The organism is Alkalimonas mucilaginosa (genome assembly GCF_036327005.1).
GTDB classification, from domain to species: Bacteria; Pseudomonadota; Gammaproteobacteria; order Enterobacterales; family Alteromonadaceae; genus Alkalimonas; species Alkalimonas mucilaginosa.
Genome location: NZ_JAUGZK010000022.1, coordinates 1 through 18169 on the forward strand (window position 1 = coordinate 1; position 18169 = coordinate 18169).

Consider the following 18169-nt stretch of genomic DNA (forward strand, 5'->3'; position numbering starts at 1 on the left):
CGCTTCACTTTGAAGCGGATGACGCTTGGTTGTAACCTTGTCGTCATCAGTGGTGCGCATTATAAGGATCCGAACAAGGCGATCAAGATCTTTTTTCGAAGATCCCGTCTAAGCGCTCAGATTTTGCTCGCCTTGCGGACTTATTGAACGAATTGGTCGATTAATGCCTGCCAACGCCTTAGATCCGGCTTATGTTGATTAGGCTTGCTGGATAGCTGTTGATGCAGGTATTCGCCAAGCTCTCGATGAAACGGCAGGCCAAGCTGTTGATATTCGTAGGTATCATCATTCAGAGTTTCATTGGCATTTACATAAATGGTCGCGGTGACAAAGAACTCCAACTGTCGCTCCAAATCAATGAAATAGCCAACATCGGTTAAAAAGCCATAGGCGCTGCCAATTTTATTGAGCCAGCGTTGATGCCTTGGTAGCTCTGTTGGCTGACCACCAAATTTCAGGTATTTGTAACGATTATCAGCAATGCCATGAGCGCTGTAATTCGGTTGCATGCTTTCTGAAGGATAAAGCAACATAGCAGCAAGCAGCCAATCACGCATCTCAGGGGCCAGTTGAAACTGCTGCTGAGGTGGAAATAATTCAGGGAAAACTAGCCGCTCGAGCACGCCAGACAGATCCTGAATGGAAAAGCGGTTTTTATCACTAAAATCCATCGGCTGATTGATCAAGACACCTTGTTGATAAAAAGCCGAGCCAAGTTTCGGTAGCAAGGGGTTTAGATAGACGGTGGAACTAGAACGAGCAGGCAACTGCAACAGCACTTCGTTATCTGTGTTAAAGAAAGCCAGCGGATTGTAATGGCGATTTTCTTCTGCAGACATCGGCAAACTTAAACGATGGTTGATGGTGGCACTTGATAAACCTTTATCACGTAATTGCTGATTGATATGGTCCTGACCCAACAATTCATACATACGGTTAAAACCTGGATTATCACTTACCATCATCACTTGCCAGATGTAATGCGCAAGCGTAGGACGCCCCCCTTTAGCCATCGCGTCCTCAGTAACCATTTGCTGCGAGTCACGGCTGGCATAGGTATGAAAGGTACTATCCAAAGTGACCTGCTGTTGTTGCTGCAGCCACTCGAGAGTTAGCAAGGCCACTGGCAACTTCACGGTGCTGGCCGGGTAAAAATACCGTTTATCATCGACAAAAAGCCGGTAGCTGATTAAATGCGGGTACAACTGTTCATCACGGACAATCTGACTAAGCTGGATTTGCACCTTATAACGTTCAGGGTCCGCCAAGACTTTCTTGAGGATCGGAAACTGATCCGGGATTTTGGTTAGAAGGTTTGGGTCAGCCTGCTGGCAGATCGCAGCATGCTCTGAGCGGCATTCAATCTGCACCGGCAATTCCAGCGCTTGTGTCGTCACAGCGAAGCTTGCCAGTAAGCAAAAGAAAGAAGAAACGCGAACGAACATAACACCAAGCCGAATAATTTATTCCATGAGTTACTGTTATAAGGAATAACGACACAAATCGCAAGCGAAAAAAAAACCGGGAACAAGTCCCGGTTTTCTATTCGGTGCGCAGCTTACTCAGCTACTGCCTCTTCAGTGACGGTTTCCATATCCACATCTGGACGGTCTACCAGCTCAATGTAACACATTGGCGCATTGTCACCGGCACGGAAGCCACACTTGATGATACGAGTGTAACCACCCGGACGGGCGTTGTAGCGTGGACCAAGTTCTGTGAACAAGATACCAACTGCTTCTTTATCCTGAGTACGGGCAAATGCCAAACGGCGATTTGCCACGCTGTCGTTTTTAGCCAGTGTGATCAAAGGCTCAATAACACGACGTAACTCTTTTGCTTTAGGCAAAGTCGTTTTGATGATTTGATGCTTCACCAACGAGCTTGCCATGTTGCGGAACATTGCCTGACGATGGCTGCTGTTCCGATTTAATTGACGACCACTCTTACGATGGCGCATGACCTATTCCTTCTTACTAAACCAGGAACCGGATCCGGTTAGTCTTTGTTTACCAGACTGGCTGGTGGCCAATTCTCAAGGCGCATGCCCAGAGACAGACCACGTGAAGCCAGTACGTCTTTGATTTCGGTAAGCGACTTCTTACCCAGGTTAGGCGTTTTCAACAGCTCAACCTCGGTACGTTGCACCAGATCACCGATGTACTGAATTTGCTCTGCTTTCAGACAGTTAGCAGAACGAACCGTTAATTCGAGATCATCGACAGGACGCAACAGAATCGGATCAAATTCCGGCTTCTCTTCACGCTTCTCTGGCTCACTCTTATCACGCAGTTCTACGAAGAACTCCAGCTGTTCAGCAAGAATTGTCGCAGCACGACGGATTGCCTCTTCAGGCTCGAGCGTACCATTGGTTTCCATATCGATAACCAACTTGTCCAAATCGGTGCGTTGCTCTACCCGAGCCGCTTCTACACTGTAAGCAATACGCTCTACAGGGCTAAAAGAGGCGTCTAGCAGCAAACGACCGATAGGACGCTCGTCGTCATCAGAGGACAGACGGGCTGATGCCGGCACATAACCACGGCCTTGCTCAACTTTCAGACGCATACTGAATTCAGTATCGCCGGTCAGGTGGCAGATGACGTGATCAGGATTTACAATGACAACACCGTCACCGTGCTGGATATCAGCAGCAGTCACAGGGCCAGCACCTTTTTTGGTCAAAGTCAGTGTGACTTCATCTTTGTCTTCCAAACGGAAGGCCAGACCTTTCAGGTTCAACAGAATATCAATGATATCCTCTTGCACCCCTTCTTTCGAACTGTACTCATGGAGTACGCCTTCGATCTCAACTTCTGTGACAGCAAAACCTGGCATAGAAGACAGCAGAATACGGCGAAGTGCGTTACCCAAGGTATGTCCGAAACCGCGCTCAAGTGGTTCCAAAGTAACTTTGGCACGAGTTGGAGTGACTTTGTCAATCCCAACTAATCTCGGCTTAAGGAATTCGGTGACAGAACCCTGCATTGTATCCTCTCTTAATGGTTAGCTTTACTTAGAGTAAAGCTCGACGATTAACTGTTCGTTGATGTCAGCAGACAAATCTGAACGCTCAGGAAGACGCTTAAACACACCTTCCAGCTTAGTCGTGTCTACTTCAACCCAAGTTGGCTTCTCGCGCTGACCAGCCAACTCCATTGCCGCAGCAATACGAGCTTGTTTCTTGGCCTTCTCACGAACAGAAACAACTTGTTCTGGCAATACAGTGAAGGAAGGGATGTTTACAACACGACCATTCACCATGATTGCTTTATGGCTAACCAGCTGACGTGCTTCTGCACGAGTACTGGCCAGGCCCATACGGTACACAACGTTATCCAACCGAGACTCCAGCAACTGAAGCAGGTTTTCACCGGTGTTACCTTTGATACGAGCAGCATCTTTGTAGTAATTACGGAACTGCTTTTCCAGTACGCCATACATACGACGTACTTTTTGCTTCTCACGCAACTGAATACCGTAATCAGACAAACGACCACGACGGGCGCCATGCTGACCAGGAGCAGTTGTTAAGTTACATTTTGAGTCAATTGCCCGCACGCCACTTTTCAGGAACAGGTCCGTTCCTTCACGGCGACTTAGCTTGAGCTTAGGGCCCAAATATCTAGCCATCTTCTTTCTCCAATAATCCGTGAAGCGCTGTGATTACACGCGACGTTTTTTAGGTGGACGGCAACCGTTATGAGGGATTGGCGTCACGTCGGTGATATTCGTAATACGGAAACCTGCGCCGTTCAATGCACGGATAGCAGATTCACGACCTGGTCCTGGACCATTCACGAACACTTCGAGGTTTTTCACACCATAGTCTTGCGCAGCAACGCCAGCACGCTCAGCTGCTACCTGAGCAGCGAAAGGCGTGGACTTACGAGAACCACGGAAACCTGAGCCACCAGCAGTTGCCCAGCACAGAGCATTGCCCTGGCGGTCAGTGATGGTAACAATGGTGTTGTTGAAAGAAGCATGGATATGAGCCATACCGTCTGCAACTTGCTTTTTTACCCGTTTACGAGTACGAACTTGTGCTTTAGCCATAAGTTACCTGCCTTATTTCTTAATCGGCTTACGTGGACCTTTACGGGTACGCGCATTAGTTTTAGTACGCTGACCACGAACAGGCAAACTACGACGGTGGCGCAAGCCACGGTAACAACCCAGATCCATCAAACGCTTGATGTTCAGGGTTACTTCACGGCGCAAGTCACCTTCAACGGTGTATTTTGCAACTTCTTCACGAAGGGTATCCAACTGAGCATCGCTTAACGCGCTGATTTTGGTACTTTCTTCGATACCCGCTGCTGCCAAAATGGCCTGAGCGCGAGTTTTACCGATACCATAAACATAGGTCAACGAGATGACCGCATGTTTATTATCGGGGATGTTAATGCCAGCTATACGGGCCACTAACCTTCTCCTTCACTTAAAATTTATGGGTGCCGATTTGAAAAGCCCGTAAGGATACTCAAATGGCGTCTATTTTGCAAACAATTCGTGGGCCAATTACTTAGCCCACTCAATTGCTTCTGCTGTTAGCCCTGGCGCTGCTTGTGCTTAGGCTCGCTGCAAATCACACGCACAACGTTGTTGCGCTTGATGATTTTGCAGTTACGGCAGATCTTCTTAACGGAAGCACGTACTTTCATGACTTCACTCCGCAATAAACTCTTATCGGCCTACGCCTTTAAGATTCGCTTTCTTAAGCACAGAATCGTATTGATGAGACATCAAATGAGTCTGTACCTGTGCCATAAAGTCCATAATAACGACAACGATAATCAACAAGGATGTACCGCCGAAGTAGAATTGCACATTCCATGCAACCATCATGAACTCGGGTACTAAACAGATAAAGGTAATGTACAGAGCGCCTGCCAATGTCAGACGAGTCATCACTTTATCGATGTATCTGGACGTTTGTTCACCCGGACGAATGCCTGGAATAAAGGCACCGGACTTCTTCAGGTTATCTGCTGTATCACGCGGGTTGAACACCAACGCAGTATAGAAGAAACAGAAGAAAATAATCGCAGCAGCGTACAACATCATGTACAGAGGCTGCCCCGGAGACAAGGTTAATGCCAGTTCCTGCAGGAAATTAGCAACCATGCCTTCACCGGAACCAAACCAAGTGGCAATGGTACCCGGGAACAAAATGATACTCGATGCGAAAATCGGCGGGATAACCCCAGCCATGTTGACCTTTAATGGCAAATGACTGCTTTGCGCTGCGAAGACCTGACGGCCTTGTTGGCGCTTGGCATAGTTTACCACGATACGACGTTGTCCGCGCTCAAAGAACACCACAAAAGTCGTAATGGCCACCACAATCACAACGATCGCGACCAGTAATAAAAAGTGCAAATCGCCCTGTCGAGCTTGCTCGATAGTGCCACCTACAGCAGATGGCAGTCCAGCAACGATACCTGCAAAGATCAGCAACGAAATACCATTACCAATACCACGCTCGGTAATCTGCTCACCCAACCACATCAAAAACATGGTGCCGGTAACCAGACTCACAACCGCAGTAAAATAAAATGCAAAGCCAGGATTAATCACCAAGCCAGGCATCATATTCGGCAAACCGGTTGCAATACCAATTGACTGCAGGGTTGCCAATCCAAGGGTACCATAGCGTGTGTACTGCTGAATTTTGCGCTTACCGGCTTCACCCTCTTTTTTCAGCTCCGCTAAACGCGGATGCACTACCGTCAATAACTGCACGATAATGGATGCTGAAATATAAGGCATAATACCGAGCGCAAATACAGAGGCACGCTCAAGTGCACCACCGCTGAACATGTTAAACATCTCAACAATGGTGCCTCGTTGTTGCTCGAATAACTGAGCTAGCACGGCGGCGTCAATTCCAGGAATTGGCACAAAGGTTCCCAGCCGGAAAACGACCAGGGCTAAAAGTACAAACAGCAAGCGTGCTTTCAGCTCGCCAAAACTGCCTTTACTTTTCAAGTCCGAACCTGGTTTAGCCATTACGTACTATCCTTTTGTTATTCTTCGACTTTTCCACCAGCAGCTTCAATGGCTGAGCGGGCGCCTTTGGACACACGCAGACCTTTTACAGTCACAGGGCGTGTCACTTCGCCAGACAGAACCACTTTGGCAAATTTGGTAGTGCGCGGGATGATGTTCGCATCCATCAGGGTGCTCAGATCAACCACATCACCTTCAACTTTTGTCAGCTCATGCAGACGAACTTCAGCAGTTACCAGTGACTTACGCGAGGTAAAGCCAAACTTAGGCAAACGCTGTTTCAAAGGCATTTGACCGCCTTCGAAGCCTGGACGAACTGAACCGCCAGAGCGGGATTTTAAACCTTTGTGACCACGGCCACCGGTTTTACCCAGGCCTGAACCGATACCACGGCCCAGACGCTTCTTCTCTTTTTTGGCGCCAGCTGCAGGAGAGAGTGTATTTAAAAACATCGCTTACTCCTCCACTTGAACCATGTAGAACACAGCATTGATCATGCCGCGAACTGCAGGTGTGTCTTCTAATTCAACCGTGTGACCGATACGACGCAGACCCAAACCACGCAGCGTAGCTTTGTGCTTTGGTAAACGACCGATACCAGACTTGGTCTGAGTTACTTTCACTGTCTTCTTAGCCATGGCAGATTACCCCAGAATATCGTCCACGCGCAGACCACGCTTTGCAGCAATCTGTGCTGGTGACTTCACAGAAGCCAGAGCGTCGATTGTAGCGCGAACTACGTTGATTGGGTTGGTAGAGCCGTAGCACTTGGACAGAATGTTTTGAACACCTGCCACTTCCAGCACTGCACGCATGGCACCACCCGCGATCAAACCGGTACCTTCAGAGGCCGGCTGCATGTAGACATTGGAGCCAGAATGCACACCACGCGTTGGGTGATGCAAAGTATGACCATTCAATTCTACCTGAGTCATATTACGACGCGCTTTTTCCATTGCCTTTTGAATGGCAGCTGGTACTTCGCGTGCTTTACCGTAACCATAACCTACACGGCCATTGCCGTCACCGACTACAGTCAGAGCTGTGAAGCTGAAAATACGACCACCTTTCACCACTTTGGAAACGCGGTTTACAGCAACCAGCTTTTCTTGCAAATCAGATTGTTGTTTCACTTCTTCGTTAGCCATGTGCTACTCCTAGAACTGAAGACCGGCTTCACGCGCCGCGTCTGCTAAAGCTTTCACGCGACCATGATACCGGAAGCCGCTACGGTCAAAAGCACAAGCAGTTACGCCTTTGGCAACTGCACGCTCGGCAACAGCTTTGCCTACAGCAGTTGCTGCATCGACGTTACCTGTGTACTTTAACGATTCACGGATGTCGCTCTCAACAGAGGATGCAGCCGCAATCACTTCAGCATTAGGTGCGATCAGCTGGGCATAGATGTGACGTGGCGTACGGTGCACAACCAGGCGATTCGCCCCTTGTTCGATAATAGTTCTGCGTACACGCTTGGCACGACGCAGACGAGCAAGTTTCTTATCCATCTTCCTACCCTACTTTTTCTTGGCTTCTTTGCGACGCACGTTTTCATCAGCGTAACGAACACCTTTGCCTTTGTATGGCTCTGGCTTACGATACGCGCGGATGTTCGCAGCAACCTGACCTACCACCTGCTTGTCACTGCCTTTCACAACGACTTCAGTTTGGCTTGGTGTCTCAATGGTGATCCCTTCTGGAATAGCGAAGTTGATCGGGTGTGAGAAACCCAGGTTCATGTTCAGCACTTTGCCTTCGACTTTGGCACGGTAACCAACACCTACCAGCTCAAGCTTACGCGTGAAGCCTTCTGTGACACCAGCCACCAGGTTGTTGATCAAAGCGCGGGCTGTACCTGCTTGTGCGATAGCGTTAGCGAAACCTTCACGAGGCGTGGTACGAACCACATCACCATCGATAACAATTTCTACTGCTGGGTTGACGTTGACCGTCAACTCGCCATTTTTACCCTTGACTGCTACTTTCTGGCCGTCCAGATTAATCTGAACACCAGCAGGAATAGCAATAGGGGCTTTTGCTACACGAGACATAGATTACCCCTCCGTTACGCTACGTAGCCGATGATTTCGCCACCGATCCCAACCTTGCGCGCGGCACGGTCAGTCATCAGCCCTTTGGATGTTGAAACAATAGCAACACCCAAACCACCCATTACCTTCGGTAATTCGTCGCGTTTCTTGTAAATACGCAGACCAGGACGGCTAACACGATCAATCGTTTCGATAACAGGCTTACCCTGGAAATACTTTAAGGTAACTTCCAGCTCAGGCTTGCTATCTTGTGCTACAGCGAAATCTTCGATGTAACCTTCACTCTTTAATACATTCGCAATTGCGATCTTCAACTTAGAAGAAGGCATTTTTACCGCAACTTTATTAGCCGACTGGCCATTGCGGATGCGAGTAAACATATCCGCTACTGGATCTTGTAAACTCATAGCTCGTTACTCCCGTGATTCTTACCAGCTAGCCTTGCGAAGGCCAGGAATTTCACCGCGCATTGCCGTTTCACGGACTTTGATCCGGCTCATGCCGAACTTACGCAGGTACCCATGCGGACGACCAGTCACGCGACAACGGTTACGTTGACGGGACGGGCTAGAATCACGCGGTAACGATTGCAGCTGTAATACAGCAGCCCAACGGTCTTCATCAGACGTAGTTGGATTTGCTATCAGATCTTTCAGTGCATGACGCTTTTCAGCGTATTTGGCTGCCAGTTTTGCACGCTTTTCTTCACGCGCTTTCATTGAATTTTTTGCCATAACCCTACACCTTATTTCTTGAATGGGAAGTTAAATGCAGAAAGCAATGCACGGCCTTCATCATCAGAAGCAGCAGAAGTGGTGATGGTAATATCCAAACCACGCACTGCATCGACTTTGTCGTAGTCGATTTCTGGGAAGATGATTTGCTCACGCACGCCCATGCTAAAATTCCCACGGCCGTCAAAAGACTTAGGGTTAATTCCGCGGAAGTCACGGATACGTGGGATCGCAATGGATACCAAACGCTCCAGGAAATCCCACATACGCTCGCCACGCAGAGTGACTTTTGCGCCAATAGGGTAGCCTTCACGGATTTTGAAACCGGCAACTGATTTGCGCGCTTTAGTGATAAGCGGCTTCTGGCCAGCGATAGCAGTTAAATCTGCCACAGCATTTTCCAGAATTTTTTTATCAGCAACTGCTTCACCCACACCCATATTGAGTGTGATTTTTTCAATCCGAGGGACTTGCATGACGCTGGTGTAGCCGAACTGTTTCATCAGTCCAGGAACTACGGTGTCTTTGTAAATTTCATGCAGTTTCGCCATCGTATTACTCCAATAGCAATTAGATTACTTCATTATTCGATTTGAAGAAGCGAACTTTCTTGCCTTCTTCAAAACGGAAACCAACACGATCTGCCTTTCCGGTTTTCGGATTGACAATCGCTACGTTTGATACGTGAATCGAGGCTTCTTTCTCGACGATGCCGCCAGCCTGGTTTAACGCAGGAACTGGCTTCTGGTGTTTTTTCACCAGGTTCACGCCTGAAACATAAACACGGTTTTCATCCAAAAGTACTTTGGTGACTTTACCGGTTTTGCCTTTGTCCTTGCCAGCAAGAACAATTACCTCGTCATCACGACGGATTTTAGTTGCCATGGTGACTCCTTACAGTACTTCTGGTGCCAGAGACACGATCTTCATAAACTTATCGCCACGAAGTTCACGTGTCACAGGTCCGAAGATACGTGTACCGATCGGTTCCAGCTTGGTGTTCAATAACACCGCTGCATTGCGATCAAAACGGATTAATGACCCGTCCTGACGACGTACGCCTTTCCGCGTCCGCACCACCACTGCATTCAGTACGTCACCTTTTTTTACCTTACCGCGAGGAATTGCTTCTTTCACAGTAACTTTGATGACATCACCAATTGCAGCATAGCGGCGGTGAGAACCACCTAAGACCTTAATACACATTACGCTGCGAGCGCCGCTGTTATCAGCGACATCCAGCATAGATTGCATCTGGATCATCTTAGTGCTCCGTTATCCACTTAATTAGCCCTTATCGGGCCAAGCTGCTACAAATAGAAATCCCCCCCATAGACGAGGGGCGCGTGATTATAACAGCACTTTGTAAAAAGTGGTAGTTATCCAATAAAAAAAGCGGCCCTTAGCGGACCGCTTCTATCTTCACCCTGCTTAGGATGCAGATTCTACGACGTTCACCAGGGTCCAGGACTTGGTCTTGGACAGCGGACGACACTCACGAATAGTGACAATGTCGCCAGCTTTGCACTGGTTGGTTTCATCATGAACGTGCAATTTGGTCGTGCGCTTGATGAATTTCCCATAAATCGGGTGCTTCACCTGACGCTCGATGGCTACAACGATGGACTTGTCCATTTTGTCGCTAACCACTTTACCTTGCAGTGTACGGGTGTTTTGTTCACTCATTACGCACCTGCCTTCTCAGTCAAGATTGTCTTTACACGCGCGATATCGCGACGTACGTTCTTCAGCAGATGAGTCTGAGCCAGTTGACCTGTGCTGGCCTGCATGCGCAAATTAAATTGCTCACGCAGTAAGCTCAGGAGTTCAGCGTTCAACTCTTCAACGCTTTTTGCTTTCAGTTCGCTCGCTTTCATTACATTACCGTCCGCGTAACAAAGGTGGTCTTAAATGGAAGCTTAGCTGCGGCCAGAGAGAACGCATGGCGAGCAAGCTCTTCCGATACGCCATCCATTTCATACAGGACTTTGCCAGGTTTGATTTGGCATACCCAGTAATCCACAGAGCCCTTACCGCTACCCATCCGCACTTCCAGCGGCTTGGTGGTGATTGGCTTGTCTGGGAACACACGGATCCAGATTTTACCAACACGCTTCACCGCACGAGTCATCGCACGACGGGCAGCTTCGATTTGACGCGAAGTCATTTGACCGCGCTCAACAGATTTCAATGCATAGGTACCAAAGCTGACCTTGTCGCCTACTTGCGACAGGCCACGGTTACGGCCTTTATGCACTTTACGAAATTTAGTTCGTTTTGGTTGCAACATCGCTCAATACCCCTACTTACCTTTACGGCCGGCAGCTTTCTTCGGCGCTTTAGGCTGATTCGTGTTGTTGGTGTTGCTGTTTGCCAAAGGCAGTTGACCCAGGATTTCTCCTTTAAAGATCCACACTTTCACACCAATGATACCGTAAGTGGTTAATGCTTCAGAGGTTGAATAGTCGATGTCCGCACGCAATGTATGCAGTGGTACACGACCTTCACGGTACCACTCGGTACGGGCAATTTCTGCACCGCCTAAACGACCGCTTACTTCAACCTTGATACCTTTAGCGCCAGTGCGCATGGCGTTTTGTACCGCACGCTTCATAGCGCGACGGAACATAACACGACGCTCCAGCTGACTGCTGATGTTGTCAGCAACCAGTTTGGCATCCAGCTCAGGTTTACGAATCTCAGAGATATTGATCTGCGCAGGTACGCCAGCAATTGCTGCTACGCGCTTACGCAGTTTCTCAACGTCTTCACCTTTTTTACCGATCACGATGCCTGGACGAGCCGTATGAATAGTCACACGGATGCTCTTGGCTGGACGCTCGATATCAATCCGGCTTACAGAAGCTGATTTCAGTTCTTTGGTCAGGTACTGACGCACTTTGAAATCACCATTCAGGAAGTCCGGAAAGTCTTTCGAATTCGCGAACCAGGTCGAGCTCCAAGGCTTAGTGATACCTAGGCGAATCCCGTTAGGATGTACTTTCTGTCCCATTTCTCACTCCTAGTTATCAGCTACGATCACAGTAATGTGACTGGTACGCTTGACGATACGGTCAGCACGGCCTTTAGCGCGTGGCTTGATACGCTTCATCGAAGGTGCTTCATCAACAAAGATGGTTTGCACTTTCAACGTATCAATGTCAGCACCTTCGTTGTGCTCTGCGTTGGCTACGGCTGATAAAAGGACATTTTTCACCAGATGTGCAGCTTTTTTCGGGCTGTACGTCAGGATATCCAACGCCTTATCGACTGGCAGTCCGCGGATCTGGTCAGCAACCAGACGAGTTTTCTGCGCAGAAGAACGGGCAAATTTGTGTTTAGCTAATGCTTGCATGATTCACCCCTTAGCGTTTCTTGGCCTTTTTGTCTGCCGCATGACCACGATAAGTACGAGTTGGGGCAAACTCACCCAGCTTGTGACCTACCATCTCTTCAGAGACAAACACAGGTACATGTTGACGACCATTATGGACAGCGATGGTCAATCCGATCATATCAGGTATGATCATTGAACGACGGCTCCAAGTCTTAATAGGCTTCTTGTCACCGCTTTCCAACGCTTTCTCTACCTTCTTCAGCAAGTGAAGGTCGATAAATGGACCTTTCTTGAGAGAACGTGGCATGGCAATTCCTCACAAATTATTTATCACGACGACGTACGATAAGTTTATCAGTACGCTTGTTTGAACGAGTCTTGTACCCTTTGGTTGGTACGCCCCATGGTGTAACTGGGTGACGGCCACCAGAAGTACGGCCTTCACCACCACCGTGTGGGTGATCAACAGGGTTCATTACCACACCACGAACAGTAGGACGAACACCGCGCCAACGCGTTGCACCCGCTTTACCGTATTGACGCAGCATGTGCTCTGCATTACCAATCTCACCGATGGTGGCACGGCAGTCAGCCAGTACTTTACGTGTTTCACCACTGCGTAAACGCAGCAACACATAAGCACCATCACGGGCGATGATCTGGATGAAAGCACCGGCTGAACGAGCCATTTGGCCGCCCTTACCTGGCTTCAGTTCCACATTATGCACCACTTGACCAACCGGGATATTACGCATCGGCAGGGTATTACCTGCTTTAATAGGTGCATCAACACCTGATTGCACGCTATCGCCAGCTTTCATGCCTTTTGGCGCCAGGATGTAACGACGCTCACCATCTGCATACAACACCAAGGCGATGTTAGCAGTACGGTTCGGATCGTATTCCAAACGCTCAACTTTGGCCGGAATGCCATCTTTGGTGCGCTTGAAATCAACCAGACGGTAATGTTGCTTATGGCCACCACCAATGTGACGCGTAGTGATGCGACCATTGTTGTTACGACCACCAGTCTTGCTTTTCTTCTCTAACAAAGGAGCATAAGGCTTACCTTTGTACAGGTCCGGGTTAACCACTTTGATGACGTGGCGACGACCTGGTGATGTAGGTTTACACTTTACAAGTGCCATTTCCTAACTCCTCTTCTTACTCAGCGCCGCCAACGAAATCGATTTCGCTGCCTTCTTTCAGGGTGACGTAGGCCTTTTTCCAGTCGCTACGCTTGCCCACGCGCAAACCGGTACGCTTGGTTTTACCCTTCACGTTGACCGTGTTTACTGCAGTGACTTCGACATCAAACAACTTTTGTACAGCTGCTTTGATATCGGCTTTGGTGGCAGTAGTTGCTACTTTGAAAACGACGGTGTTGAAGTTTTCTGCCGCAATGGTGCTCTTTTCAGATACATGCGGAGCAAGAATTACTTTCAGCAAACGTTCTTCGCGCATCATGCTAACAGCTCCTCAAGTTGTTTCACCGCAGCAGCTGTCATCAGCACTTTATCAAAGGCAATCAGACTTGCTGGATCAATACCGTGAACGTCACGCACATCAACCTTGTACAGGTTGCGTGCAGATAAGAACAAGTTCTCATCAACGTCGTTGGTGACGATCAGCACATCTTTCAGCTCCATCGCTTTCAGCTTGCCAACCAGTTCTTTGGTCTTAGGCGTTTCAACGGTGAAGTTTTCAACCACAATCAAACGTTCCTGACGTACCAGTTCAGACAGAATGCTTCTGATGGCACCACGGTACATTTTACGATTTACTTTCTGGCTGTGATCTTGTGGCTTGGCCGCAAAAGTCACACCACCGCTGCGCCAGATAGGGCTGCGGATTGTACCGGCACGTGCACGGCCAGTACCTTTTTGACGCCATGGCTTCTTGCCGCCACCGCGAACTTCTGAACGCGTTTTCTGAGCACGGCTTCCCTGACGGGCGCCTGCTGCATACGCAACAACGACCTGGTGAACCAGCGCTTCGTTAAACTCACGTCCAAAGGTCGCTTCGGAAACTTCAAGAACGCCTTTTGCGTCCCGTAATGCTAATTCCATCACTTATCTCCCCAGACGTTAGCTTTTGACCGCAGGCTTCACGATCACATCGCCGCCGATGGCACCAGGTACAGCACCTTTTACCAGCAGGATGTTACGCTCAGCATCAACACGGACCACTTCCAGAGATTGAACAGTCACGCGCTCAGCGCCCATATGACCGGCCATCTTCTTACCTTTGAATACTTTACCTGGTGATTGGTTTTGACCAATCGAACCTGGTGCACGGTGTGACAAAGAGTTACCGTGCGTAGCATCCTGAGTGCGGAAGTTCCAGCGTTTCACGCCACCAGCGAAACCTTTACCTTTTGATGTGCCAACCACATCAACTTTCTTGGTTTCTGCGAAAATTTCAACAGTAATCTCGCTACCCACCTGGATGTCGTTGCTTGCATTGTCTGTTAGGCGGAATTCCCACAGACCACGACCAGCGTCAACACCAACTTTAGCGAAGTGACCAGCTTCTGGCTTGCTCAGGCGGCTTGCCTTCACAGTACCAGCAGTCACTTGCAACGCGCTGTAACCGTCAGTCTCTTGAGACTTCACAGCAGTCACGCGATTTGGTGTCGCTTCGATTACGGTAACAGGAATAGAGACGCCATCTTCAGTGAAGATGCGGGTCATTCCTACTTTACGACCGACTAAACCGATAGCCATTTCCTAAACCTCTCTTAAAACCTGTCTTGTCAGCCCAGGCTGATTTGAACGTCAACACCAGCAGGCAGATCCAATCGCATCAGAGCATCCACGGTTTTATCCGTTGGCTCAACGATATCGATCAGACGCTTGTGGGTACGAATTTCGTACTGATCACGTGCATCTTTATTGACGTGAGGAGAAATCAAGACAGTAAAACGTTCCTGACGGGTTGGAAGTGGAATTGGACCACGAACCTGAGCACCAGTACGCTTGGCTGTGTCAACGATTTCTAAAGTTGACTGATCGATCAAACGGTGATCGAACGCTTTCAGGCGGATACGTATCCTTTGATTACTCATAAATCAAAGCCTCAAAGAGCAAAAAGAGCAAAAAATAACAAAAGCACAACTCCAATTATGGAGTGAGCCTTTGCAGCGAAGTACAGTTGCTCCCCAATCGGGAGCATTGTCGGGGTAAGAGTTCCCTCTTACCGCACCAACCTGATAAAACGGTTGGACGCGCATTATATAGAATTGCGGTGAAAACTCAAGCGATTTCTGTATCTGGTTGGTGCTATATCACATCATTCAGTTCAAAACCTAAACCGAAGCGGGTGACTGGTCGATTGTAATCAATCATGCTATCGCCGTAACCGGTAAAAAATGAGGCATACCAGCGCAAGTACTTATTCATTGGCCTGGAATAAGATAGCTCGAGCGCACCTTTATTATCACTCTTCAAGTTATTTCGCAGCATCATCCGGTACGTCTCGGTATTATTTTTGTAGGCTGCAGCAATTTCAAAGTAGCCCATGTAATGACTGATGTCTGGATTATCATCGCCTTTCGGGTCCCCTTCAAACCGCTTGGCTTTTTCCGGGAAGCGATACCAGGGTGTGACACTGACAAAGACATCACCAATGGAGCCCACCCAATTAAGCTTTAACCTATTCCAGCTTCTTGATAACTCGCCAGCCCGACCGTTGGACTGATGTGACAAACTCACACTGACAACCCGGCTGGCCGCTTGATCAACGCCATAAAAGTGTGGAAAAGCCAGAATAAGCTCAGGCTCGTAGTTGGTTTCACGAAAAGGTGATGACACTGCTTTGTTGTATGATTGCCAGTAAGCTTGTTGAGTGAATGCAAAAAACAGATAGCCTTTGTCCTGATAGACACGACTCCATAACGGTGTTTTCAGGCTAAGTTGAAACTTAGTCTCAAACCGCTCCATAGGTGCACTATCACCGTCGCGGTTAATGGTTTCTCTCAGCCCTTTGGCATAACTCAAAGGCTGCAAGAAGTTATTCCTGTGTGGCAATAAAGTAAAAGGTGAGTAGTTATCCCAGTCTTCTTCTTTTAAACGCTTGTCCAACGCATCCATCGCCAACATGGGAGTACTGACAAATACCAACAACAATACCGCTAAATAACGCATAAAGCCCCTCCCCTCCGTGTATGTTCCCTATCATACAATAAAAGCGCATCTCTGCACTTTTATTGTGAATTGGAGGCGCATCTAATCCTGCATAATATGCAACAGTGTTTCAGCACGCGGTAAAATCTTCTTAAAATAGAAAGCTGCTAGCTGCTGCTTTTGTTGTTTCACTTCATTCGGCAAGTCAGCATGTTGCAGTGCATCAATTTGCTTGAGCCATACATAACCGTATAGCAGATAGCCTGTCAGCGTCATAAAGTCATAAGCAAACTCAGCAAGTACAGCTTTATCCTGTTGTGACCGGTTTAACAGCGATGCTGTAAGTGTCCGGGTTCTTTCTACATAGGTCGCTAACTGAGGATGCCACTGAATCGACGGATCCAGCCAATTTCCGATATCGGTAAACAAGCTAAATAATACAGCGCCATTGTCAGCCGCGACTTTACGCAGCATAAAATCAGCAGCCTGAATGCCATTGGTGCCTTCGTATATCTGTGCGATCCGTACATCCCGTACCAGTTGCTCCATACCCCACTCTTTGATGTAACCATGGCCACCAAACACTTGCTGTGCCTGCACTGTGCACTCAAGACCGAGATCGGTCATAAAAGCTTTGGCGATAGGTGTCAGTAAATTGGCAAATTGCTGCCCCTTTACATCACCACTGTATTTCGCCTTATCCAGTTGCAGCGCTACCCAGGTCGAAAAACTGCGACCTGCTTCATTCAGCGACTGAATGGTATAGAGCATACGCTGCACATCAGGGTGCCGGATAATAGGCTCAGCTTTATTCGCATCACGTTCGGTAATACGCCCTTGCAGACGGTCATTGGCATAGGCCAAGGCATTTTGCCCAGCCCGTTCGGCGGCACCCAGCCCCTGACTGCCCATGGCCAGCCGTTCGTAATTCATCATGGTAAACATCGCTGCCAGGCCTTTATGCGGCTCACCCAGCAAGTAGCCGACCGCACCATCGAAGTTCATCACGCAAGTTGCGGAAGCATGAATACCCATTTTATGTTCGACAGAGCCACAATGCAGTGCATTGCGCTGCCCTGGCTTACCGCCAGCATCCGGTAAAAACTTAGGCACAATAAAGAGCGAAATACCACGGCTACCAGCTGGTGCATCCGGCAGCTTGGCCAGTACCAGATGAATGATGTTATCTGTTAAATCATGCTCGCCGGCGGTGATAAATATTTTACTGCCGCTAATGCGGTAACTGCCATCCGTTTGCGGCTCTGCTTTAGTACGCATTAGGCCAAGGTCCGATCCTGCGTGGCTTTCTGTTAAACACATGGTCGCTGACCATTCGCCACTGTAAAGCTTTGGCAAGTACAAGGCTTTCACCTCGTCGCTGGCGTATTGCTGCAAGGTGACGCAGGCTCCTGCTGTAAGGCCTGGATAAAGTGAAAAGGCAATGTCAGCACTGCACATCATTTCATCCAACATCATGGACAATACTTTGGGCATGCCCATGCCACCGTATTCGGGATCGCCACTAAAGCCAGCCCAACCACCTTCGCACCAGGCCTGATAACAGGCTTTGTAATGCTCTGGAGTACTAACTTCGCCCTGGTCTAAAGATACTCCGGTTTGATCAGCCAGTTGGCTTTGAGGCGCAATTTGCTGTTCACAAATCTTGGCAGCTTCCTGCAAAATGGCTTGTGCTGTCTCTGGCTCCAATTGTTCTGCCAGTGCTGGTACCTGTTGCCAATGTTGCTGGACCTGCCAGACATCGAACAACTGAAATTGCATATCATTGAGTGGGGCTTGGTATTGGCTGCTCATGAAGCACTCCTAACTGGACGGATCTGTTAGTTAGCTTCGCACAAGCCGAGCTTTCAAACAAGTGTTTGAATTTACCGAATAGCAAATTCAGCACAAAAA

General features: G+C 48.6%; 31 protein-coding genes. All 31 read right to left on the reverse strand.

Going from position 1 to position 18169, the window contains the following annotated elements; translation table 11 throughout:
* Positions 1-140: 140 nt before the first annotated feature.
* Positions 141-1397 carry a serine hydrolase gene (locus QWF21_RS17505; protein WP_330089345.1) on the reverse strand — a complete coding sequence of 419 codons (1257 nt, stop codon included), beginning with the start codon at positions 1395-1397 and terminating at the stop codon, positions 141-143.
* A gap of 161 nt (positions 1398-1558) precedes the next feature.
* A complete protein-coding gene (rplQ, locus tag QWF21_RS17510; RefSeq protein WP_330089346.1) occupies positions 1559-1960 on the reverse strand; it encodes a 50S ribosomal protein L17 in 402 nt (133 codons plus the stop codon).
* A gap of 38 nt (positions 1961-1998) precedes the next feature.
* The gene (locus QWF21_RS17515) at positions 1999-2988 is read right to left on the reverse strand and encodes a DNA-directed RNA polymerase subunit alpha (protein WP_091344875.1); all 990 of its coding nucleotides are present in this window, start codon (positions 2986-2988) and stop codon (positions 1999-2001) included.
* 24 nt (positions 2989-3012) lie between these two features.
* Positions 3013-3633, reverse strand: a complete 621-nt coding sequence (rpsD, locus tag QWF21_RS17520; RefSeq protein WP_305946486.1) for a 30S ribosomal protein S4 — start codon at positions 3631-3633, stop codon at positions 3013-3015.
* Between the two features lie 33 nt (positions 3634-3666).
* Positions 3667-4056 carry a 30S ribosomal protein S11 gene (rpsK, locus tag QWF21_RS17525; protein ID WP_330089347.1) on the reverse strand — a complete coding sequence of 130 codons (390 nt, stop codon included), beginning with the start codon at positions 4054-4056 and terminating at the stop codon, positions 3667-3669.
* Positions 4057-4068: 12 nt separating this feature from the next.
* On the reverse strand, positions 4069-4425 hold the full coding sequence (gene rpsM, locus QWF21_RS17530; protein ID WP_091344872.1) for a 30S ribosomal protein S13: 357 nt from the start codon (positions 4423-4425) through the stop codon (positions 4069-4071).
* Positions 4426-4550: 125 nt separating this feature from the next.
* A complete protein-coding gene (gene rpmJ, locus QWF21_RS17535) occupies positions 4551-4664 on the reverse strand; it encodes a 50S ribosomal protein L36 (protein WP_091344871.1) in 114 nt (37 codons plus the stop codon).
* A gap of 22 nt (positions 4665-4686) precedes the next feature.
* Positions 4687-6012: a preprotein translocase subunit SecY gene (secY, locus tag QWF21_RS17540; RefSeq protein ID WP_330089348.1), complete on the reverse strand. Its 1326-nt coding sequence runs from the start codon at positions 6010-6012 to the stop codon at positions 4687-4689.
* 17 nt (positions 6013-6029) lie between these two features.
* Positions 6030-6464 carry a 50S ribosomal protein L15 gene (rplO, locus tag QWF21_RS17545; RefSeq protein WP_330089349.1) on the reverse strand — a complete coding sequence of 145 codons (435 nt, stop codon included), beginning with the start codon at positions 6462-6464 and terminating at the stop codon, positions 6030-6032.
* A 3-nt stretch (positions 6465-6467) separates the two neighbouring features.
* On the reverse strand, positions 6468-6650 hold the full coding sequence (rpmD, locus tag QWF21_RS17550) for a 50S ribosomal protein L30 (protein WP_330089350.1): 183 nt from the start codon (positions 6648-6650) through the stop codon (positions 6468-6470).
* Between the two features lie 6 nt (positions 6651-6656).
* Entirely contained in the window at positions 6657-7160 is a 504-nt protein-coding gene (rpsE, locus tag QWF21_RS17555) for a 30S ribosomal protein S5 (RefSeq protein ID WP_330089351.1), read from the reverse strand.
* Positions 7161-7169: 9 nt separating this feature from the next.
* Positions 7170-7520: a 50S ribosomal protein L18 gene (gene rplR / locus QWF21_RS17560; protein ID WP_330089352.1), complete on the reverse strand. Its 351-nt coding sequence runs from the start codon at positions 7518-7520 to the stop codon at positions 7170-7172.
* A 9-nt stretch (positions 7521-7529) separates the two neighbouring features.
* Positions 7530-8063 (reverse strand): 50S ribosomal protein L6, encoded by a 534-nt coding sequence (rplF, locus tag QWF21_RS17565; protein WP_330089353.1) that lies wholly within the window; start codon positions 8061-8063, stop codon positions 7530-7532.
* Positions 8064-8077: 14 nt separating this feature from the next.
* Entirely contained in the window at positions 8078-8470 is a 393-nt protein-coding gene (gene rpsH, locus QWF21_RS17570; RefSeq protein ID WP_330089354.1) for a 30S ribosomal protein S8, read from the reverse strand.
* Between the two features lie 21 nt (positions 8471-8491).
* A complete protein-coding gene (gene rpsN, locus QWF21_RS17575; RefSeq protein WP_330089355.1) occupies positions 8492-8797 on the reverse strand; it encodes a 30S ribosomal protein S14 in 306 nt (101 codons plus the stop codon).
* Between the two features lie 11 nt (positions 8798-8808).
* On the reverse strand, positions 8809-9348 hold the full coding sequence (rplE, locus tag QWF21_RS17580) for a 50S ribosomal protein L5 (RefSeq protein ID WP_305946480.1): 540 nt from the start codon (positions 9346-9348) through the stop codon (positions 8809-8811).
* A gap of 19 nt (positions 9349-9367) precedes the next feature.
* The gene (gene rplX / locus QWF21_RS17585) at positions 9368-9682 is read right to left on the reverse strand and encodes a 50S ribosomal protein L24 (RefSeq protein ID WP_330089356.1); all 315 of its coding nucleotides are present in this window, start codon (positions 9680-9682) and stop codon (positions 9368-9370) included.
* Between the two features lie 9 nt (positions 9683-9691).
* The gene (gene rplN / locus QWF21_RS17590) at positions 9692-10060 is read right to left on the reverse strand and encodes a 50S ribosomal protein L14 (protein WP_091344860.1); all 369 of its coding nucleotides are present in this window, start codon (positions 10058-10060) and stop codon (positions 9692-9694) included.
* Positions 10061-10228: 168 nt separating this feature from the next.
* Positions 10229-10483: a 30S ribosomal protein S17 gene (gene rpsQ, locus QWF21_RS17595; RefSeq protein ID WP_330089357.1), complete on the reverse strand. Its 255-nt coding sequence runs from the start codon at positions 10481-10483 to the stop codon at positions 10229-10231.
* Entirely contained in the window at positions 10483-10674 is a 192-nt protein-coding gene (gene rpmC / locus QWF21_RS17600; protein ID WP_091344858.1) for a 50S ribosomal protein L29, read from the reverse strand. The genes rpsQ and rpmC overlap by 1 nt, the downstream gene beginning before the upstream one ends.
* The gene (gene rplP / locus QWF21_RS17605; protein WP_091344857.1) at positions 10674-11087 is read right to left on the reverse strand and encodes a 50S ribosomal protein L16; all 414 of its coding nucleotides are present in this window, start codon (positions 11085-11087) and stop codon (positions 10674-10676) included. The genes rpmC and rplP overlap by 1 nt, the downstream gene beginning before the upstream one ends.
* A gap of 12 nt (positions 11088-11099) precedes the next feature.
* Positions 11100-11810, reverse strand: coding sequence for a 30S ribosomal protein S3 (rpsC, locus tag QWF21_RS17610; RefSeq protein WP_091344856.1), 711 nt, complete (start codon positions 11808-11810; stop codon positions 11100-11102).
* A 9-nt stretch (positions 11811-11819) separates the two neighbouring features.
* A complete protein-coding gene (gene rplV / locus QWF21_RS17615; protein WP_330089358.1) occupies positions 11820-12152 on the reverse strand; it encodes a 50S ribosomal protein L22 in 333 nt (110 codons plus the stop codon).
* Between the two features lie 10 nt (positions 12153-12162).
* Complete coding sequence (gene rpsS / locus QWF21_RS17620) at positions 12163-12441, reverse strand: 30S ribosomal protein S19 (protein ID WP_019677720.1); 279 nt, start codon at positions 12439-12441, stop codon at positions 12163-12165.
* A 16-nt stretch (positions 12442-12457) separates the two neighbouring features.
* On the reverse strand, positions 12458-13282 hold the full coding sequence (gene rplB, locus QWF21_RS17625) for a 50S ribosomal protein L2 (protein ID WP_330089359.1): 825 nt from the start codon (positions 13280-13282) through the stop codon (positions 12458-12460).
* Positions 13283-13298: 16 nt separating this feature from the next.
* Entirely contained in the window at positions 13299-13601 is a 303-nt protein-coding gene (gene rplW / locus QWF21_RS17630) for a 50S ribosomal protein L23 (protein WP_091344853.1), read from the reverse strand.
* Positions 13598-14203, reverse strand: coding sequence for a 50S ribosomal protein L4 (gene rplD, locus QWF21_RS17635; RefSeq protein ID WP_305946473.1), 606 nt, complete (start codon positions 14201-14203; stop codon positions 13598-13600). Before rplD ends, rplW begins: the two co-directional genes overlap by 4 nt.
* Before the next feature lie 18 nt (positions 14204-14221).
* Positions 14222-14860 carry a 50S ribosomal protein L3 gene (gene rplC, locus QWF21_RS17640; RefSeq protein ID WP_330089360.1) on the reverse strand — a complete coding sequence of 213 codons (639 nt, stop codon included), beginning with the start codon at positions 14858-14860 and terminating at the stop codon, positions 14222-14224.
* Positions 14861-14889: 29 nt separating this feature from the next.
* Positions 14890-15201: a 30S ribosomal protein S10 gene (rpsJ, locus tag QWF21_RS17645; protein WP_091344848.1), complete on the reverse strand. Its 312-nt coding sequence runs from the start codon at positions 15199-15201 to the stop codon at positions 14890-14892.
* Between the two features lie 214 nt (positions 15202-15415).
* Complete coding sequence (locus QWF21_RS17650; RefSeq protein ID WP_330089361.1) at positions 15416-16279, reverse strand: phospholipase A; 864 nt, start codon at positions 16277-16279, stop codon at positions 15416-15418.
* Between the two features lie 81 nt (positions 16280-16360).
* A complete protein-coding gene (locus tag QWF21_RS17655; protein ID WP_330089362.1) occupies positions 16361-18070 on the reverse strand; it encodes an acyl-CoA dehydrogenase family protein in 1710 nt (569 codons plus the stop codon).
* Positions 18071-18169 lie beyond the last annotated feature (99 nt).

Coding starts and splice junctions, on each gene's coding strand:
- rplQ (WP_330089346.1), bottom strand. CDS start 1,960: ATGCGCCATCGTAAGAGTGGTCGTCAATTAAATCGGAACAGCAGCCAT.
- QWF21_RS17515 (WP_091344875.1), bottom strand. CDS start 2,988: ATGCAGGGTTCTGTCACCGAATTCCTTAAGCCGAGATTAGTTGGGATT.
- rpsD (WP_305946486.1), bottom strand. CDS start 3,633: ATGGCTAGATATTTGGGCCCTAAGCTCAAGCTAAGTCGCCGTGAAGGA.
- rpsK (WP_330089347.1), bottom strand. CDS start 4,056: ATGGCTAAAGCACAAGTTCGTACTCGTAAACGGGTAAAAAAGCAAGTT.
- rpmJ (WP_091344871.1), bottom strand. CDS start 4,664: ATGAAAGTACGTGCTTCCGTTAAGAAGATCTGCCGTAACTGCAAAATC.
- secY (WP_330089348.1), bottom strand. CDS start 6,012: ATGGCTAAACCAGGTTCGGACTTGAAAAGTAAAGGCAGTTTTGGCGAG.
- rplO (WP_330089349.1), bottom strand. CDS start 6,464: ATGTTTTTAAATACACTCTCTCCTGCAGCTGGCGCCAAAAAAGAGAAG.
- rpmD (WP_330089350.1), bottom strand. CDS start 6,650: ATGGCTAAGAAGACAGTGAAAGTAACTCAGACCAAGTCTGGTATCGGT.
- rpsE (WP_330089351.1), bottom strand. CDS start 7,160: ATGGCTAACGAAGAAGTGAAACAACAATCTGATTTGCAAGAAAAGCTG.
- rplR (WP_330089352.1), bottom strand. CDS start 7,520: ATGGATAAGAAACTTGCTCGTCTGCGTCGTGCCAAGCGTGTACGCAGA.
- rplF (WP_330089353.1), bottom strand. CDS start 8,063: ATGTCTCGTGTAGCAAAAGCCCCTATTGCTATTCCTGCTGGTGTTCAG.
- rpsH (WP_330089354.1), bottom strand. CDS start 8,470: ATGAGTTTACAAGATCCAGTAGCGGATATGTTTACTCGCATCCGCAAT.
- rpsN (WP_330089355.1), bottom strand. CDS start 8,797: ATGGCAAAAAATTCAATGAAAGCGCGTGAAGAAAAGCGTGCAAAACTG.
- rplE (WP_305946480.1), bottom strand. CDS start 9,348: ATGGCGAAACTGCATGAAATTTACAAAGACACCGTAGTTCCTGGACTG.
- rplX (WP_330089356.1), bottom strand. CDS start 9,682: ATGGCAACTAAAATCCGTCGTGATGACGAGGTAATTGTTCTTGCTGGC.
- rplN (WP_091344860.1), bottom strand. CDS start 10,060: ATGATCCAGATGCAATCTATGCTGGATGTCGCTGATAACAGCGGCGCT.
- rpsQ (WP_330089357.1), bottom strand. CDS start 10,483: ATGAGTGAACAAAACACCCGTACACTGCAAGGTAAAGTGGTTAGCGAC.
- rpmC (WP_091344858.1), bottom strand. CDS start 10,674: ATGAAAGCGAGCGAACTGAAAGCAAAAAGCGTTGAAGAGTTGAACGCT.
- rplP (WP_091344857.1), bottom strand. CDS start 11,087: ATGTTGCAACCAAAACGAACTAAATTTCGTAAAGTGCATAAAGGCCGT.
- rpsC (WP_091344856.1), bottom strand. CDS start 11,810: ATGGGACAGAAAGTACATCCTAACGGGATTCGCCTAGGTATCACTAAG.
- rplV (WP_330089358.1), bottom strand. CDS start 12,152: ATGCAAGCATTAGCTAAACACAAATTTGCCCGTTCTTCTGCGCAGAAA.
- rpsS (WP_019677720.1), bottom strand. CDS start 12,441: ATGCCACGTTCTCTCAAGAAAGGTCCATTTATCGACCTTCACTTGCTG.
- rplB (WP_330089359.1), bottom strand. CDS start 13,282: ATGGCACTTGTAAAGTGTAAACCTACATCACCAGGTCGTCGCCACGTC.
- rplW (WP_091344853.1), bottom strand. CDS start 13,601: ATGATGCGCGAAGAACGTTTGCTGAAAGTAATTCTTGCTCCGCATGTA.
- rplD (WP_305946473.1), bottom strand. CDS start 14,203: ATGGAATTAGCATTACGGGACGCAAAAGGCGTTCTTGAAGTTTCCGAA.
- rplC (WP_330089360.1), bottom strand. CDS start 14,860: ATGGCTATCGGTTTAGTCGGTCGTAAAGTAGGAATGACCCGCATCTTC.
- rpsJ (WP_091344848.1), bottom strand. CDS start 15,201: ATGAGTAATCAAAGGATACGTATCCGCCTGAAAGCGTTCGATCACCGT.
- QWF21_RS17650 (WP_330089361.1), bottom strand. CDS start 16,279: ATGCGTTATTTAGCGGTATTGTTGTTGGTATTTGTCAGTACTCCCATG.
- QWF21_RS17655 (WP_330089362.1), bottom strand. CDS start 18,070: ATGAGCAGCCAATACCAAGCCCCACTCAATGATATGCAATTTCAGTTG.